The sequence below is a fragment of the Duganella sp. GW821-FHT07G03 genome (assembly GCF_059418605.1).
In genome coordinates this window covers 97,614-111,832 of sequence record NZ_JBWKQE010000009.1, presented here as the reverse complement: position 1 = coordinate 111,832, position 14,219 = coordinate 97,614, and the positions used below count along the sequence as shown (strand labels likewise).

General features: G+C 65.6%; 15 protein-coding genes. 12 read left to right on the top strand and 3 right to left on the bottom strand.

The features are described from left to right. Positions 1 to 59: 59 nt before the first annotated feature. From AC07OK_RS14225 to AC07OK_RS14215, 3 genes are all read left to right on the top strand, one after another. Positions 60 to 1,520, top strand: coding sequence for an efflux transporter outer membrane subunit (locus AC07OK_RS14225; RefSeq protein WP_494690911.1), 1,461 nt, complete (start codon positions 60 to 62; stop codon positions 1,518 to 1,520). A gap of 133 nt (positions 1,521 to 1,653) precedes the next feature. Then, positions 1,654 to 2,865 (top strand): benzoate/H(+) symporter BenE family transporter, encoded by a 1,212-nt coding sequence (locus AC07OK_RS14220; protein ID WP_494690910.1) that lies wholly within the window; start codon positions 1,654 to 1,656, stop codon positions 2,863 to 2,865. A 50-nt stretch (positions 2,866 to 2,915) separates the two neighbouring features. Beyond that, entirely contained in the window at positions 2,916 to 4,265 is a 1,350-nt protein-coding gene (locus AC07OK_RS14215; protein WP_494690909.1) for an MFS transporter, read from the top strand. Positions 4,266 to 4,267: 2 nt separating this feature from the next. Here the strand turns inward: AC07OK_RS14215 and AC07OK_RS14210 are convergent, their stop codons facing one another. Continuing rightward, positions 4,268 to 5,182: a LysR family transcriptional regulator gene (locus AC07OK_RS14210; RefSeq protein ID WP_494690908.1), complete on the bottom strand. Its 915-nt coding sequence runs from the start codon at positions 5,180 to 5,182 to the stop codon at positions 4,268 to 4,270. Between the two features lie 100 nt (positions 5,183 to 5,282). Between AC07OK_RS14210 and AC07OK_RS14205 the strand changes: the two genes are divergently transcribed. The 9 genes from AC07OK_RS14205 to AC07OK_RS14165 all read left to right on the top strand — a co-directional run bounded on the left by AC07OK_RS14205 (position 5,283) and on the right by AC07OK_RS14165 (position 12,627). Continuing rightward, on the top strand, positions 5,283 to 6,392 hold the full coding sequence (locus AC07OK_RS14205; protein ID WP_494690907.1) for a muconate/chloromuconate family cycloisomerase: 1,110 nt from the start codon (positions 5,283 to 5,285) through the stop codon (positions 6,390 to 6,392). A gap of 17 nt (positions 6,393 to 6,409) precedes the next feature. Beyond that, a complete protein-coding gene (gene catC, locus AC07OK_RS14200) occupies positions 6,410 to 6,700 on the top strand; it encodes a muconolactone Delta-isomerase (protein ID WP_494690906.1) in 291 nt (96 codons plus the stop codon). A gap of 40 nt (positions 6,701 to 6,740) precedes the next feature. Then, a complete protein-coding gene (gene catA, locus AC07OK_RS14195) occupies positions 6,741 to 7,661 on the top strand; it encodes a catechol 1,2-dioxygenase (protein ID WP_494690905.1) in 921 nt (306 codons plus the stop codon). Positions 7,662 to 7,675: 14 nt separating this feature from the next. Further along, positions 7,676 to 9,055 (top strand): benzoate 1,2-dioxygenase large subunit, encoded by a 1,380-nt coding sequence (gene benA, locus AC07OK_RS14190; RefSeq protein ID WP_494690904.1) that lies wholly within the window; start codon positions 7,676 to 7,678, stop codon positions 9,053 to 9,055. Continuing rightward, on the top strand, positions 9,052 to 9,543 hold the full coding sequence (benB, locus tag AC07OK_RS14185; protein WP_494690903.1) for a benzoate 1,2-dioxygenase small subunit: 492 nt from the start codon (positions 9,052 to 9,054) through the stop codon (positions 9,541 to 9,543). Before benA ends, benB begins: the two co-directional genes overlap by 4 nt. Before the next feature lie 21 nt (positions 9,544 to 9,564). Beyond that, positions 9,565 to 10,602 carry a benzoate 1,2-dioxygenase electron transfer component BenC gene (gene benC, locus AC07OK_RS14180; protein ID WP_494690902.1) on the top strand — a complete coding sequence of 346 codons (1,038 nt, stop codon included), beginning with the start codon at positions 9,565 to 9,567 and terminating at the stop codon, positions 10,600 to 10,602. After that, complete coding sequence (gene benD, locus AC07OK_RS14175) at positions 10,599 to 11,381, top strand: benzoate diol dehydrogenase BenD (protein WP_494690901.1); 783 nt, start codon at positions 10,599 to 10,601, stop codon at positions 11,379 to 11,381. The genes benC and benD overlap by 4 nt, the downstream gene beginning before the upstream one ends. Before the next feature lie 14 nt (positions 11,382 to 11,395). Then, entirely contained in the window at positions 11,396 to 12,175 is a 780-nt protein-coding gene (gene pcaD, locus AC07OK_RS14170) for a 3-oxoadipate enol-lactonase (protein WP_494690900.1), read from the top strand. A 65-nt stretch (positions 12,176 to 12,240) separates the two neighbouring features. Continuing rightward, the gene (locus AC07OK_RS14165) at positions 12,241 to 12,627 is read left to right on the top strand and encodes a VOC family protein (protein WP_494690899.1); all 387 of its coding nucleotides are present in this window, start codon (positions 12,241 to 12,243) and stop codon (positions 12,625 to 12,627) included. A gap of 3 nt (positions 12,628 to 12,630) precedes the next feature. On the opposite strand, the gene AC07OK_RS14160 is transcribed toward AC07OK_RS14165, so the two are convergent. Both AC07OK_RS14160 and AC07OK_RS14155 read right to left on the bottom strand, forming a co-directional pair. Then, the gene (locus AC07OK_RS14160; protein ID WP_494690898.1) at positions 12,631 to 13,461 is read right to left on the bottom strand and encodes a helix-turn-helix transcriptional regulator; all 831 of its coding nucleotides are present in this window, start codon (positions 13,459 to 13,461) and stop codon (positions 12,631 to 12,633) included. Beyond that, positions 13,461 to 14,087 carry a YbhB/YbcL family Raf kinase inhibitor-like protein gene (locus AC07OK_RS14155; protein WP_494690897.1) on the bottom strand — a complete coding sequence of 209 codons (627 nt, stop codon included), beginning with the start codon at positions 14,085 to 14,087 and terminating at the stop codon, positions 13,461 to 13,463. Before AC07OK_RS14155 ends, AC07OK_RS14160 begins: the two co-directional genes overlap by 1 nt. Positions 14,088 to 14,219: the final 132 nt, after the last annotated feature.

Genomic DNA, 14,219 nt, shown 5'->3' with positions numbered 1-14,219 from the left:
CAACAAGTGACTAAATCGTGATATAGTCACTTCAACTTATCCACCATGCGAAAAATCCCATGCTACTCAAACGTACCCTCATTTCGTTCGCCGTCGCTTGCATTGCCACCGGTTGTGCCATCGGACCTGACTACGTCCGCCCCGACGTGCGCTTGCCGGATCGCTACCTTGGACTGGCCGCCGTCGAGCAAAGACAAGCCGGTGTCGCCGCCGATTTGACCACATGGTGGGTCGGCTTTGGCGACCCGCAACTCACCCGCTTCGTCACGCTGGCACTGGAACAGAACCTGGATCTGGCGCAGGCGTCCGCTCGGGTCACGCAGGCACGCGCCGGGCTGGGAGCAGCCAATGCGGCGCTGCTGCCATCGGGCACCGTCAGCGGCCAGGCGGCGCGCGCCTACCAATCGGCGGAAACGCCGCTGGGGCAAGTGCTGAACGCCCAGCCAAATTTTGATCGCTACGGAAACGCCTATGAAGCCAATCTCGGCGTCGGTTGGGAGCTGGACCTGTTCGGCGGCTTGCGTCGCGGGCGCGAGGCGATGCTTGCCGAGTACCAGGCGTCGGCTGCCGGGGTGGCGGCGACGCGCCTGGCGGTGGCCGCGCAGACCGTCGACATCTACATCAGCATACGCGGGCTGCAAACCCGCATTGACGTCGCGCGCAACCAGGTCAGGACACAGCAAGAGCTGCTGGCGACGCTCAATTTGTTGTATGGCAAGGGGCTGGTCGCGGAACTTCAGGTACGACAGGTCGAAGGCGCGCTGGCGCAGGTCAGGGCGGCGGTGCCGGTGCTGGAGGCTGGATTGGAAACGGCCATGAATGCGCTCGACGTGATGCTGGGCGCCGCGCCGGGAGCGTATCGGGATGAGCTGGCGATGGCGCGCGCGATCCCGGCCGCCCCGCAGATCGCAGCCACTGGTTCGCCTGGAGATTTGCTACGCCGCCGGCCGGACCTGATCGCGGCCGAACGCCGCCTCGCCGCGTCGAACGCGCGCATCGGCATGGCCATCGCCGAGTTTTACCCTAAGCTGTCCTTTGGTGGGATGATCGGCAGCGCGACGTCGGTCTCTGGCGGCAATCTGTTCACCGGCGGGGCCAGCCAAGGCTCCGGCGTGCTGGGGCTGCGCTGGCGTCTGTTTGATTTCGGCCGCATCAATGCGCAAATTGATCAGGCCAAGGGGCAGGAGGCGGAGGCGCTGTCCGCTTACCGTCTGGCTGCGCTGCGGGCCACCGCCGACGTGGAGAACGCGTTGTCGGACCTGGTCAAGCGCGAGGCGCAGGCCGCCATGCTGGGGCAGGGCGTGCATTCCCTGGGCCTGGCAAGGAAGGCGTCGTTCGCCGCCTTCCAGAAAGGCGTTGTCAGCCTGATCGAAGTCCTGCAGGCCGACGACAGCTTGCTGCGCGCCTCCGACATGCGGGCGCAAGCCCAAACCGAATCCGCGCGTGCGGCGGTGGCCGCCTTCAAGGCGCTCGGCGGTGGTTGGCAACTTCAGCAAGCCGACGCGGTGGCGCTGCGTTAATCCGCCGGTTCCGCGCATACTCGGCGGGTATCAAAGACATACTCAATCGGTGTTGGACCACCTCCCGGAACTTGTCTACTCTGACCCTGCAGTACACGGTCATACAACAAAGACAACGATACCGGGAGACCCGATGCAAGTTTTTTCGTCCTCATCACGAGGCAGGCGCCTGGCCGCCACGTCGCGCTGGGCCGACAGTTCGGTCTCCGCGATTGCCGCCGGCTTCCTGGCGGTGCTGGTCTCGCTGGCCGGGCCGCTGGCGATTTTCTACCAGGCGGCGCAGGCCGGGCAGATGTCCAACGAGATGTTCGCTTCCTGGGTATGGGGCATCTCGCTGGGCGCGGCGGTGGCCGGCATCTTCCTTAGCTGGACCCTGAAAGCACCCGTCATCACCGCCTGGTCGGCCCCCGGCACGGCCTTGCTGATCCCATTATTCCCCGCGCTGTCGATCCATGAAGCGGTGGGCGCCTACCTGACCGCCGCCTTGCTGTTGCTGGCGATCGGCCTGTCCGGCGGCTTTGAACGGCTGATGTCCCACGTTCCCAAGGGTGTCGCCAGCGGCATGATGGCGGGCATCCTGCTGCCGTTCGGCCTGAATGCCTTCAAGGGCATGGGCACGCTGCCGCTGCTGGTGGGCGGAATGCTGATCGCCTACCTGCTGTTCAAGCGCTGCTGGCCGCGTTACAGCGTGGTGCTGTTGCTGGTGGCGGGCATCGCCATTGCCGTGCTGACCGGTCAGACGCATTTCGATGGCGTGCACCTGCAGCTGGTGCGGCCGCAATTCATCACGCCCGCCTGGAGCTGGGCCAGCACCTTCAGCCTCGCGCTGCCGCTGGTGTTGACGACGCTGAGCGGACAATACCTGCCCGGCATGGCGATCCTCAAGAGCGCCGGCTACGACGTGCCGGTGCGCCGCGTCGTCGTGGTCAACAGCGTGGCTTCGCTGGCGACAGCTTTCACGGGCGGCATCACCATCGCGATCGCCGCCATTACCGCCGCCATGTGCACCGGCCGCGACGCGCACGAGGATCCCGCCAGGCGCTATGTCGCAGGCATCGCCAACGGCGCCTTCTATTTGCTGGCCGGCTTGTGCGGCGGCTCGGTGGTCATGCTGTTCGCCGCCTTGCCCAGGGAGCTGATCGTCGCGCTGGCCGGGCTGGCGCTGCTCGGTCCCATCACCGTCAACCTGACGCAGATCGTCACCGCACCGGAGCGCGAAGCGGCCGTGCTGACCTTCCTCGCCACCGCCTCCGGCATGACCTTCCTCGGTCTCGGCTCGGCATTCTGGGGCATCTTGATCGGCATGATGGCACACCGCGTGCTGCGCCCGGCCACGGCCGCATAAATTTCATCACACCGCAGCACCAACACAACTACAACAAGGGGATCAACACCATGCAGCAAATCGACATCCACAAACTGGCGGACCAGGCCCGCTTCAACCGCTTCCACGCCGGCGTACTGGCGTGGTGCGCGGTCATCATCATCTGCGATGGCTACGACCTGGCCGTCGCCGGCATTGCGCTGCCATCGATCATGAAGAGCATGGGCGTGACGGCGCAGAACGCCGGCTTCATGGTCAGCTCCGCGCTGTTCGGCATGATGTTCGGCGCGATCTTCCTCGGCACCGTGGCCGACCGCATCGGCCGTCCGCGCGCCATCGGCATCTGCCTGGCGCTGTTCAGCGTCTTCACCGCGGCGGCCGGGCTGACGCACGATCCGTACACCTTCAGCGCGATGCGCTTCCTGGCCGGCCTGGGTATCGGCGGCGTGATGCCGAACGTGGTCGCGCAGATGACCGAGTACTCGCCCCGCAAAATCCGCTCCACCATGGTGACGCTGATGTTCAGCGGCTATGCGGTGGGCGGCATGCTGGCCGCGTTGCTGGGCAAGGGCATGATCGAGGCCTATGGCTGGTCGTCCGTGTTCCTGGCGGCCGGCGCGCCGGTGGTGCTGATTCCGTTCATCCTGAAGTCCTTGCCGGAATCGATGCCGTTCCTGATACGCCAGAACCGGCTGGTCGAGCTGAAGTCCATCCTGGCGCGCATGGAGCCCGGCTACCGCGCCCACGCGGACGACCGCTACACCGTGCCTGCCCACGACCGCGCGGAGGGCGCGCCGATCCGTAAGCTGTTCCAGGATGGGCGGGGCTTCAGCACGGCGATGTTCTGGATCGCGTTTTTCATGTGCCTGTTCATGGTATATGCGCTCAGCTCCTGGCTGGCCAAGCTGATGGCCGGCGCCGGCTACAGCCTCGGTTCCGCGTTGACCTTCGTGTTGGTGCTGAACTTCGGCGCGGTGATCGGCGCGATTGGCGGCGGCTGGTTGGCGGACCGCTTCCATATCAAGCACGTCCTGATCGGCATGTACTCGCTGGCTGCGGTGTCGATCACGCTGCTGGGCTATAAGGTGCCGACCGAGGTGCTGTACCTGCTGGTCGGCCTGGCGGGGGCTTCGACCATCGGCACCCAGATCGTCACCTACGCCTACGCCGGCCAGTTCTATCCGGCCGCCGTGCGCTCGACCGGCATCGGCTGGGCGTCGGGCGTGGGCCGCAGCGGCGCCATCCTCGCGCCCATCGTGATCGGCACGCTGGTCGGCATGGCGCTGCCGCTGCAGCAGAACTTCGTGGCGATCGCCATCCCGGCCGTCATCGCGGTAATCGCGGTGTCGTTGATCCGCCATGGCCGCTCAGCCTCCGCAGCCGCCGCCAATCCGGCGACCGGCGCCACGGCGACCGCGTAAGGCTAGAGCGTCTCGCGGATGTAGTCGATGCCGGCCGCGTCGTAGACTTCATAGATCACGGCCAGCATCTGCTGCAGTTCCTCGGAGCGATCCAGCTTGCGCACGCTGAACATCACCGGCGACACCGCATGGCGGTCGGCGATGGCGCGGAACACCACGTCGTCGCGCCGCATGCCTTGCACGCTGTCCGGCACGATGGCCACGCCCTGGCCGGCCGCCACCAGGCCGATGGCGATCTGCAGCTCTCGCACCTCGACAATCTTCTGCGGCGCGATGGCGCGCTCCGACAGCACCGACAACACCTGGTCGGCAAAGCTGGGGCGGGGTGCCTTGGGGTAGACCAGCAGGCACTCCGTCTGCAGGTCGACCAGCTGGATCGCGTCGGTCGATGCCGCACGCGGGTGGCCGGCCGGCAGTGCCACGATCAGGCGTTCCTCGCGCAGCACGATGCGGCGGATGTTGGGGTCCTCGCACTTGACGCGGCCGAAACCGACGTCGATCACGCCATCCTTCAACGCCTGGATCTGCTGCATGGTGGTCAACTCATGGAACGTCACCTCGACCTTGGGATATTGCATGCGGTAGCGTCGCACGATGCGCGGCAGCAGGCCGTACAAGGTCGACGCCACAAAGCCCATCGACAGCGTGCGGTCGATCTTGCCCACGCGCTGGGTCATGGTTTTCAGTTCGGCGGCCTTGGCCAGCAACTCCTGCGCGTGCGCGTGGAAGAAGGCGCCGGCCTCGGTCAGCTTGACCGGCCGCGTGCCTTTCTCGATCAGCTCCACTCCCAGCTCCTCTTCCAGCTGCTGGATCTGGCGGCTCAGCGGCGGCTGGGCGATATGCAGCCGTTCGGCGGCTCGGGTGTAGTTCTTCTCATCGGCGACGGCGACGAAGTAGCGCAGGTGGCGTAATTCCATTGCATACCTTTCGGGTATGAAAAACATACTAACTCGGTGTTGGACCAGGCGATCCACGTGGAATATTGTGTATCTATCGAACTCATTATACGAAATAAATATGATCACGAACATAGAAGTCATCCTTGCGGACGTCCCGACCATCCGGCCGCACCAGCTGTCGGTGGCGACCATGCGGTCGCAAACGCTGGTGCTGGTGCGGGTGCTGTGCGCCGACGGCGTCGAGGGCTGGGGCGAGGCCACCACCATCGGCGGCCTGAATTACGGCGAGGAGAGCCCGGAGAGCGTCAAGGTCAATATCGACACCCACATCGCGCCGCTGTTGATCGGCATGGAAGCGCGCCAGGTGGCCAAGGCGATGGCCAAGGTGCGCAAGGTCATCCAGGGCAACCGCTTCGCCAAGTGCGCCATCGAGACCGCCTTGCTGGATGCGCAGGCACGCCGGCTGGGCGTGCCGCTGAGCGAACTGCTGGGCGGCCGGGTGCGCGATGCGCTGCCGGTGGCCTGGACCCTGGCCAGCGGCGACACCGCGCGCGACATCGCGGAAGCGGAGCAGATGCTGGAACTGCGCCGCCACCGCATCTTCAAGCTGAAGATCGGCGCGCGGCCGGTGGCCGAGGACGTGGCGCACGTACTGGCGATCAAGAAGGCACTCGGTGACTCGGTCAGCGTGCGGGTCGACGTCAACCAGGCCTGGACCGAGCTGGAAGCGATGCGCGGTATCGCGGCGCTGGAAGCGGGCGGCATCGACTTGATCGAGCAGCCGACCCGCGCCACGCGTCAAGGCGGCATGGCGCGGCTGGCGCATCGCTTCGCGGTGGCCTTGATGGCCGATGAAGCCCTGCAAGGCCCGCAGGATGCGCTGGCCATCGCGCAGGCCGGCGGCGCCGACGTGTTTGCGGTGAAGATCGCGCAGTCCGGCGGCCTGCTGCCGGCGGCGCAGGTGGCGGCGGTGGCGCAGCTGTCCGGCATCAGCCTGTATGGCGGCACGATGCTCGAAGGCGGCATCGGCACCGCGGCGTCGGCCCAGTTGTTCTCGACCTTCGGCGAGCTGGAATTCGGCACCGAACTGTTTGGCCCATTGCTGCTGACGCGCGAAGTGCTGCGCGAGCCGCTGGTGTACCGCGACTTCATGCTGCAGGTGCCGGACGGTCCGGGCCTGGGCGTCGAACCGGACATGGACAAGCTGCGCGAACTGCGCCGCCGTTAATTTCAAAGGAGATCCTCATGCTGTTCCACGTACGTATGGATGTGCAGCTGCCGCCGCACATGCCGGCCGCGCAGGCCGACGAATTGAAGAAGACCGAGCGCGAACTGGCGCACAGCCTGCAACGCAGCGGCAAGTGGCGCCACCTGTGGCGCATCGCCGGCCAGTACGCCAACGTCAGCGTGTTCGACGTCGTCGACGTCGAAGAACTGCACGCGCTGCTGACCTCCTTGCCGCTGTTCCCGTACATGCAAATCCAGGTGATGCCCTTGTGCCGCCACCCGTCGTCGGTGCGCGACGGTGACGCCTGAACTTAATTTATCCCACTAAACCAAAACGAAGGAGACTGACATGACACACAATGAAATCGACACCCTGGTAAAAGGCTGGATCATCGACAAGGCCGAAGGCCCGGTCAACGCGCGGGTGCAGCAAGTGGTGGTGCGCCTGGTCGGCGATCTGTGCAAGGCGATCGCGGACCTGGACATCCAGCCGAGCGAATTCTGGAAAGGGCTGGAATACATGAGCGAGGCGGGCGCCCGCAATGAACTGGGCCTGCTGGCGCCTGGCCTGGGCCTGGAGCGCTTCCTCGACATCCGCGCCGACGAGGCGGAGGCGAAGGCCGGCCTGACCGGCGGCACCCCGCGCACCATCGAAGGCCCGCTGTACGTGGCCGGCGCGCCGGAAAGCCAGGGCTTTGCGCGCCTCGACGACGGCACCGAAAGCGACAAGGCCGAAGTGCTGTTCATGCAGGGCACCGTGCGCGGCCAGGACGGCTTGCCGCTGCCGGGCGCCAAGGTCGAGGTCTGGCACTGCAACCTGCTCGGCAACTACTCCTTCTTTGACAAGTCGCAGTCGCACTTCAACCTGCGCCGCACCATCATCGCCGACGGCGAAGGCCGCTACCAGCTGCGCAGCATTCTGCCGGTCGGCTATTCCTGCCCGCCGGACGGCACCACGCAGCGCCTGCTGGACCAGCTGGGCCGCCACGGGCACCGTCCGGCCCACATCCACTTCTTCGTCAGCGCCGCCGGCCAGCGCAAGCTCACCACCCAGATCAACATCGATGGCGACGAATACCTGTGGGACGATTTCGCCTTCGCCAGCCGCGAGGGACTGGTGCCGCCGGTGCGCCGCGTGACGTCGCCGCAGCAGATCGCCGCCAAGGGACTGCAGTCGCCGTATGCCGAAATCGACTTCGACTTCCAGCTGCACGCCGAAACGCCGGTGGCGCCGGAAGCCGTGGTGGAACGCACACGCGCCGCGGCCTGAGTAGGAGAGACACCATGATCCCGATCATTCCCGTCGCCTCGGCGAACAGCGCCAGGCCGGCCAGCCTGGATGGCTTCCTGGTGGAGGACCACGAGCGCGGCGACTATCGCCTGCACCGCAGCGCCTTCACCGATCCGGCCCTGTTTGAACTGGAAATGAAGCACATCTTCGAAGGCAACTGGATCTACCTGGCGCACGAAAGCCAGGTACCGAACAACAACGACTACTACAGCACCCACATCGGCCGCCAGCCGGTATTCATCGCCCGCAACCGCGCAGGGGAGCTGAACGCCTTCATCAACGCCTGCACCCACCGCGGCGCGCAGCTGTGTCGCCACAAGCGCGGTAACAAGGCGACCTACACCTGCCCGTTCCACGGCTGGACCTTCAACAACAGCGGCAAGCTGCTGAAGGTAAAGGACCCCGAGGACGCAGGCTATCCGGACTGCTTCAACAAGGAAGGTTCGCACGACCTGAAAAAGGTGGCGCGTTTCGAAAGCTACAAGGGCTTCCTGTTCGGCAGCCTGAATCCGGACGTGCTGCCGCTGGGCGAGTTCCTGGGCGAAGCCGGCAAGATCATCGACATGATCGTCAACCAGTCGCCGGACGGGCTGGAAGTGCTGCGCGGCGCGTCGACCTACACCTTCGACGGCAACTGGAAGCTGCAGGCCGAGAATGGCGCCGACGGCTATCACGTCTCGGCGGTGCACTGGAACTACGCGGCCACCACCAGTCGCCGCAAGGAGCAGGGCGAAGCCCGCGAGGACAAGATCCGCGCCATGGATGCCGGCAAGTGGGGCAAGCAGGGCGGCGGTTTCTACGCCTTCGAACATGGCCACGTGCTGCTGTGGACCCAGTGGGCCAATCCCCAGGACCGGCCCAACTTCCCGCGCCGCGAGGAATACGCGCAGCAGTTCGGCGGCGCCACGGCGGACTGGATGATAGGCCGTTCGCGCAACCTGTGCCTGTATCCGAACGTGTACCTGATGGATCAATTCGGATCGCAGATCCGCCTGTTGCGGCCGATCTCGGTCGACAAGACCGAAGTGACGATCTACTGCATCGCCCCCAAGGGCGAGCCGGATGACGCGCGCGCGCGCCGCATCCGCCAGTACGAGGACTTCTTCAACGTCAGCGGCATGGCCACGCCGGACGACCTGGAGGAATTCCGCGCCTGCCAGCAGGGCTACATGGGCAGCGCGCTGGAATGGAACGACATGTGCCGTGGCGCCAGCCACTGGATCAACGGTCCCGATGCGGCGGCGCGCGAGATCGGCCTGGCGCCGGTGATGAGCGGCGTCAAAACCGAGGACGAAGGCCTGTACACGATCCAGCACCGCTACTGGCTGGACGTGATGCAGCGCGCCGTCAAGCAGGAAGGCGGTGCGAAATGAGCGCACCTACCCTGGATCAGATCTGCGCCTTCATCTACCGCGAAAGCCGTCTGCTCGACGACCAGCAGTGGGACGAATGGCTGGAGTGCTACCACCCGGAGGTCCAGTACTGGATGCCGTCGTGGGACGACGACGACCAGCTGATCGGCGATCCGCAGCGCGAAATCTCGCTGATCTTCTATCCAACCCGCCAGGGACTGGAAGACCGCGTGTTTCGCATCAAGACCGAGCGCTCAAGCGCCACCATGCCGGATACGCGCACCAGCCACAATATCTCCAACGTGGAGATCGAGCGGCAGGACGGCGCGCGGGTGACGGTGCGCTTCAACTGGCACACGCTGAGCCACCGCTACAAGACCGATTTCAGCCACTTCGGGATGATGCGCTACGAGATCGACTTCTCCGGCGCGCGTCCGCTGATCACCAACAAGTACATCGTGCTGAAGAACGACTACATCCATCAGGTGATCGATATCTACCACCTGTAGCACCGCAACCAGGAGACGACGATGAGTTACCACATCGCACTGCAGTTCGAGGACGGGGTCACCCGCTTCATCTCATGCAACGAGAACGAAAAGCTGGCCGACGCGGCCTACCGGCAGAAAGTCAACATTCCGCTCGATTGCCGCGACGGCGCTTGCGGCACCTGCCGCGGCCTGTGCGAATCGGGCAGCTACGACATGCCCGCATCGAGCTATATCGAGGATGCGCTGACGCCGGAAGAAGCGGCCCAGCGCCAGGTGCTGGCCTGCCAGATGAAGCCGACCTCGGACTGCGTGGTGCGCATCCCCGCCACGTCGGCGGCCTGCAAGACCGGCGTGGCGCGCCACGACGGCAGCCTGGCGCAGGTGCGGCAGCTGTCCGCCACCACGCTGGGCTTCTCGATCGAGCTGGCGCCGGGCACGGATGTTGGCTTCCTGTCCGGCCAATACGTCAACGTCGAGATTCCGGGCACCGGCTTGACGCGGTCCTATTCCTTCAGTTCCGCCCCGGGCGCCTCTCGCTACGACTTCGTGGTGCGCAACGTGCCGCAAGGCCGCATGAGCACCTTCCTGGCGCGGGACGCCAAGGTGGGACAGGCGATTTCGTTCTCCGGCCCTTACGGCAGCTTCTACCTGCGCGACGTGCGGCGGCCCTTGCTGCTGCTGGCGGGCGGCACCGGCATCGCGCCGTTCCTGTCGATGCTGCAGGTGATGGCGGCGTCCGGATTCCGCCAGCCGGTGCGCCTGGTGTTCGGCGTCACGAATGATGTCGACCTGGTCGCCATCGAGCAGTTGCAGGGCATCGCCGCGGCGCATCCCGGGTTCAGCTTCCGCACCTGCGTGGTCTCGGCCGACAGCGCGCATCCGCGCAAAGGCTACGTTACTCAGCATGTGGAGCCGGATTGGCTCAATGGCGACGACGTCGATATCTATCTGTGCGGACCGGTGCCGATGGTCGATGCGGTGCGGCGCTGGCTGGTCGACTGCACGATCGCGCCGGCCAATTTCTACTTCGAGAAGTTCTCGGCCAGTACCGACGCAACGGCGCAGGCGGCGGCATGAACGCGCGCCGATTTGAAGGCCAGGTGGTGATCGTCACCGGCGCGGCACAGGGCATAGGGCGGGGCGTGGCGCTGGCGCTGGCGCGCGAAGGCGCGCAGCTGGTGCTTGCGGACCGCGCCGCATTGGTGGAGGAGGTCGCGGCGGAAGTGCAGGCGCTGGGGGCCATGGCGGTGATCGCGCGCAGCGACCTGGAAACCTGGGCCGGCGCCGCGCAACTGAACGAGATCGCGGTGGCGGCGTATGGCCGGGTCGATGTGCTGGTCAATAACGTCGGCGGCACGATCTGGGTCCAGCCCTACCAGGAGTACACGCCGGAACAGGTGGAGGCCGAAATCCGCCGCTCGCTGTTCCCGACCATGTGGTGCTGCCGCGCGGTACTACCCCAGATGGTGGCGCGCAAGCAGGGCGTGATCGTCAACGTGTCGTCGGTCGCCACGCGCGGCATCTACCGGATTCCGTATTCGGCGGCCAAGGGAGGTGTCAACGCGATGACCGCCAGCCTGGCGATGGAGCATGCGCAGGACGGCATCCGGGTCAACGCGGTCGCCACCGGCGGCACCGAGGCGCCGCCGCGCCGCATACCGCGCAACGCCCAGCCGCTCAACGAGCAGGAGCAGCAGTGGTACCAGGGCATCATCGACCAGACTGTCGCCAGTAGCCTGATGCACCGCTACGGCAGCATCGATGAACAAGTCAACGCCATCCTGTTCCTGGCGTCGAGCGAATCGTCGTACATCACCGGCACGGTGCTTCCGGTTGGTGGCGGCGATCAGGGCTAAGCCAGGAGCGATACATGCCAGTCATACGTTTGCACGGCAACGAAGTCTCATTTCAGGTCGACGGCGAGGCGGGCCAGCCTTGCCTGATGTTTTCCAATTCGCTGGGCACCAACCTGCACATGTGGGACGCCCAGGCCGAATGCCTGCGCCGCGATTTCCGCATCATCCGCTACGACACGCGAGGCCATGGCGGTTCCGCCACCGTGCCGGGACCGGCCAGCCTGGCGCAACTGGGGCAGGACGTGCTGGCGCTGCTGGATGCGCTGGATGTCGAGCGCACCCATTTCTGCGGCCTGTCGATGGGTGGCGCGATTGCGCAGTGGCTGGGCATACATGCTCCGCAGCGGTTGAACAAGCTGGCGATCGCCAATTCCGCTCCGCGCATCGGCACGCCGCAGGGCTGGCAGGATCGTGCCGCGCAGGTCAGGGCGGCGGGAATGGCCGCAGTCGCCGACGGCGCGGCCGGACGCTGGTTCACGCCGGGCTTTATCCAGCGCGAACCGCAACGGGTGGCGCCGTTGGTCGCTGTCCTGCGCGGCGGTAGCGCGGAAGGCTATGCAAGCTGCTGCGATGCGCTGGCAGACGCTGACCTGCGCGGCCAGTTGCGCGCCATCGCGGCGCCGACGCTGCTGATAGCAGGCGCCCACGATCCAGTGACCACGGTGGCTGATGCCGCCGCCATGCTGGAGCAAATTCCGCGCGCCACCATGGTGACGCTGGAGGCGTCCCACATTTCGAACATCGAGGCTGAAGCGGGCTTCAACCTGGCGTTAAAGGAGTTCCTGCACCGCTGATTTGCGCCAGAAAGATACGTTAAAATGGTTGGACGAAGACCGATTAAATTATCTAGGAGTCCTGCATGAAACGTGTCACAGGCATAGGCGGTGTGTTCTTCAAATCTCCCGACCCCAAGGCGCTGGCCGAGTGGTACCGGGTCCATCTCGGCCTGGAAGTCTCGGCGTGGGGCGGCGTCGCGTTCCGCTGGTCCGGCCCGGATAACCCAAGCGGTACGGGCACCACGGCCTGGAATCCGTTCAAGGCCGACACCGACCACTTCGCTCCCAGCACCGCCAGTTTCATGATCAACTATCGGGTGGCCGACCTGCACGGCCTGTTGGCCGCCTTGCGTGCCGAAGGCTGCCGCGTTGAAGACAAGGTCGATGAATCGGAGTACGGCAAGTTCGGCTGGGTCATCGACCCCGATGGCAACAAGGTCGAATTGTGGGAGCCGCCGCCGGGCAAATGACCGTCAGCGGACGTGCGAGGGCGAGCAGCCGAAGCGTTCGCGGAAGCGCAACGAGAAGCGCGCATGCGCCTGATAGCCGCAGGCTTCGGCGACCAGCGGAATGCTCCAGCCTGTGGTTTGTAGCAGGCCCATGGCGTGGTGCATGCGCACCTCCAGCAGCAGGGTTTCAAAGCGCAGATGCTGGGCCGCCAGTCGACGCCTGAGCGTGGCCTCGCTCATCGCCAACTCGCGGCCGGCCTTGGCGGCGGTCCACTGCTGGCCGGGCGCATCGCTCAGCAGGCTGGTGAGCAGATCGCCGATGTTCTGGCTGGCGGGGCGGGCAAACACGATGCCGCGTTCCGCCAGGGCCAGCAGCAGCCCGACCAGCCGATGCATCATCACGCGCTCGCTGACGCCCGCAGCGTCCAGGCCACGGATGCAGTGGTCCAGGGTTTCCCGCAGATCGTCGTCGAAGGCCGTTTCGCGCCATGCGCTGATCGGCGCAGGGGGAAGCTCTTGCTGGTCATAGCGCTTGTAGAATTCGCGCAGCACTTCCGGCGCGATGGTGAGCAATAGCGAACGAAACCTTGGGTCCTCGCCACCCGGCAGCTTGACCAGGTCCGCGCAGACGTTCTGGGCCACCGCCATCAACCCGGACGGTGCTTCCAGCAATGCCTGCGTGTCGCCGGTGTCGAGGCTCAGGCTGCCGGATTTGACCAGCAAGACGGTCGCCTCCAGAAAACGGAAGCGACTGGCGCGCTGCGGTTGCCGCAGGCACGGCTGCGCCAGCATGCACAGGCCGCGCCGGGCGATCGGCATGCCGGAGGGCAGAGTCCATTGGCCGTGAGCCGTCATCAGCGCAGCTTGGGATTGAGCGTGTAGGTGCCGGTCAGGGTGGCTTCGGCCAGCACATGGCCGGCGATCGCGCTGCGGATGGCCTGGCCGTCCAGCGCCAGGTTTGCCGGCAGCGCCGCCACGTCGAGCGCGTACAGCGTGAAGACGTAGTGGTGCAGCAGGGTGTCGTTCCACGGTGGGCAAGGGCCGTCGTAGCCGTAGTAGTTGCCGCTCATCTGGGCGTCGCCGGCGAACCAGTTGGTGTAGTCGTTGATGCCGTGTTTCATGCCGCCCACCGCCTCGGGGCCGGCCTTGCCGCGCGGCGTGACGGCGTCGCTGTGGCTGCCGGCGGCGATGGCGCGCGTGGCGGCCGGGATGTCGACCAGCAGCCAGTGGAAGAAGTCGACGCGGGGCAGGCTGGCCGGTACTTCACGGCCGTCCTGGTTCACGTCGTCACCCCGGCTGGGCACGTCCGGATCATGGCAGATCAGCGCGAACGACTGCGTGCCGGCCGGTACGTCGTCCCAGGCCAGCTGCGGGTTACGATTGGTGGAAAGGCTGATGTGGGTGTCCGGGGCGATCACCGCGAAGGCGAATTCGCCGGGAATGGGCTGGTTGTTGGAAAAGCTGGTGCTGGTCAGTTTCATGGCTGGGGAAGCTCCCGTAAAAGTTGTAGGCAGTGATGAAATTATAGAGCTCAGCGTGTATTCGCGACTAACCAACCCAGTCAAATATTACGCTATTCCGATCAATATGATGGCTTTGGTGCTGATTGGCAC

Bases quoted from the DNA above. Each gene is read 5' to 3' on its own strand.
- AC07OK_RS14225 (WP_494690911.1), top strand. From the start codon at position 60: ATGCTACTCAAACGTACCCTCATTTCGTTCGCCGTCGCTTGCATTGCC.
- AC07OK_RS14220 (WP_494690910.1), top strand. From the start codon at position 1,654: ATGCAAGTTTTTTCGTCCTCATCACGAGGCAGGCGCCTGGCCGCCACG.
- AC07OK_RS14215 (WP_494690909.1), top strand. From the start codon at position 2,916: ATGCAGCAAATCGACATCCACAAACTGGCGGACCAGGCCCGCTTCAAC.
- AC07OK_RS14210 (WP_494690908.1), bottom strand. From the start codon at position 5,182: ATGGAATTACGCCACCTGCGCTACTTCGTCGCCGTCGCCGATGAGAAG.
- AC07OK_RS14205 (WP_494690907.1), top strand. From the start codon at position 5,283: ATGATCACGAACATAGAAGTCATCCTTGCGGACGTCCCGACCATCCGG.
- catC (WP_494690906.1), top strand. From the start codon at position 6,410: ATGCTGTTCCACGTACGTATGGATGTGCAGCTGCCGCCGCACATGCCG.
- catA (WP_494690905.1), top strand. From the start codon at position 6,741: ATGACACACAATGAAATCGACACCCTGGTAAAAGGCTGGATCATCGAC.
- benA (WP_494690904.1), top strand. From the start codon at position 7,676: ATGATCCCGATCATTCCCGTCGCCTCGGCGAACAGCGCCAGGCCGGCC.
- benB (WP_494690903.1), top strand. From the start codon at position 9,052: ATGAGCGCACCTACCCTGGATCAGATCTGCGCCTTCATCTACCGCGAA.
- benC (WP_494690902.1), top strand. From the start codon at position 9,565: ATGAGTTACCACATCGCACTGCAGTTCGAGGACGGGGTCACCCGCTTC.
- benD (WP_494690901.1), top strand. From the start codon at position 10,599: ATGAACGCGCGCCGATTTGAAGGCCAGGTGGTGATCGTCACCGGCGCG.
- pcaD (WP_494690900.1), top strand. From the start codon at position 11,396: ATGCCAGTCATACGTTTGCACGGCAACGAAGTCTCATTTCAGGTCGAC.
- AC07OK_RS14165 (WP_494690899.1), top strand. From the start codon at position 12,241: ATGAAACGTGTCACAGGCATAGGCGGTGTGTTCTTCAAATCTCCCGAC.
- AC07OK_RS14160 (WP_494690898.1), bottom strand. From the start codon at position 13,461: ATGACGGCTCACGGCCAATGGACTCTGCCCTCCGGCATGCCGATCGCC.
- AC07OK_RS14155 (WP_494690897.1), bottom strand. From the start codon at position 14,087: ATGAAACTGACCAGCACCAGCTTTTCCAACAACCAGCCCATTCCCGGC.